Source organism: Xenorhabdus sp. PR6a (assembly GCF_028599065.1).
Classification (GTDB): domain Bacteria; phylum Pseudomonadota; class Gammaproteobacteria; order Enterobacterales; family Enterobacteriaceae; genus Xenorhabdus; species Xenorhabdus doucetiae.
Genome location: NZ_JAQRFJ010000217.1, coordinates 1 through 518, shown reverse-complemented (window position 1 = coordinate 518; position 518 = coordinate 1). Strand labels below are relative to the sequence as shown.

The 518-nt window shown below is 47.3% G+C and carries 2 protein-coding genes; one reads left to right on the top strand and one right to left on the bottom strand.

All coding sequences use genetic code 11. The features are described from left to right. Positions 1 to 60 precede the first annotated feature (60 nt). Positions 61 to 192, top strand: coding sequence for a hypothetical protein (locus PSI15_RS18435; protein ID WP_273584779.1), 132 nt, complete (start codon positions 61 to 63; stop codon positions 190 to 192). On the opposite strand, the gene PSI15_RS18430 is transcribed toward PSI15_RS18435, so the two are convergent. Beyond that, on the bottom strand, positions 173 to 496 hold the full coding sequence (locus PSI15_RS18430; protein WP_273584778.1) for an IS630 transposase-related protein: 324 nt from the start codon (positions 494 to 496) through the stop codon (positions 173 to 175). The genes PSI15_RS18435 and PSI15_RS18430 overlap by 20 nt on opposite strands. Positions 497 to 518: the final 22 nt, after the last annotated feature.

Here is a 518-nt window from a genome sequence, read left to right as displayed (position 1 = left end):
ACGGCCTTTGTGCTGCCAGTCATGTAAATCAAAACAGCGCGACCCTTTTGACGAATAGCCATGCGTACGTGGCATGGACTGTTCAAAGCCGCTTTCATCCAGATAAACAATCTGTTTACCCGCCTGTTCATGATGGCGGATACGCTCGCCAAATACCTGACGGGCGTGTTCGTCAGCGGCGGGATGTTTTAGCGTTTTTTTTGAAGGTTATTTTCAGTCGTTTCAAGGCGTAATGGATAGCGGACTGCGAAACACCCAGACGTTTCGCTCTTTCCCATTGATAGTCATCGGGATAATTCCGGACATCAGCGATAAGTGTTTCGTCACTAATTTTCGTCGGCGGTTTATCACGTGTCATGCAGGGTTCTATTTTGTTGCACCACCGAAACAGGGTGCGGATAGAGACTTCAAAGTGGTCGCTGGTTTGTTCGAACGTCAACGAATGCTTGTCTTTGTATGCCAGTACTCTTTTTCGAAAATCCAGGCTGTAACCCATCTCAATTCTGCCTCATTATTGG

Excerpts from the sequence above, each read along its gene's own strand:
- PSI15_RS18435 (WP_273584779.1), top strand. The coding sequence starts at position 61 with ATGCGTACGTGGCATGGACTGTTCAAAGCCGCTTTCATCCAGATAAAC.
- PSI15_RS18430 (WP_273584778.1), bottom strand. The coding sequence starts at position 496 with ATGGGTTACAGCCTGGATTTTCGAAAAAGAGTACTGGCATACAAAGAC.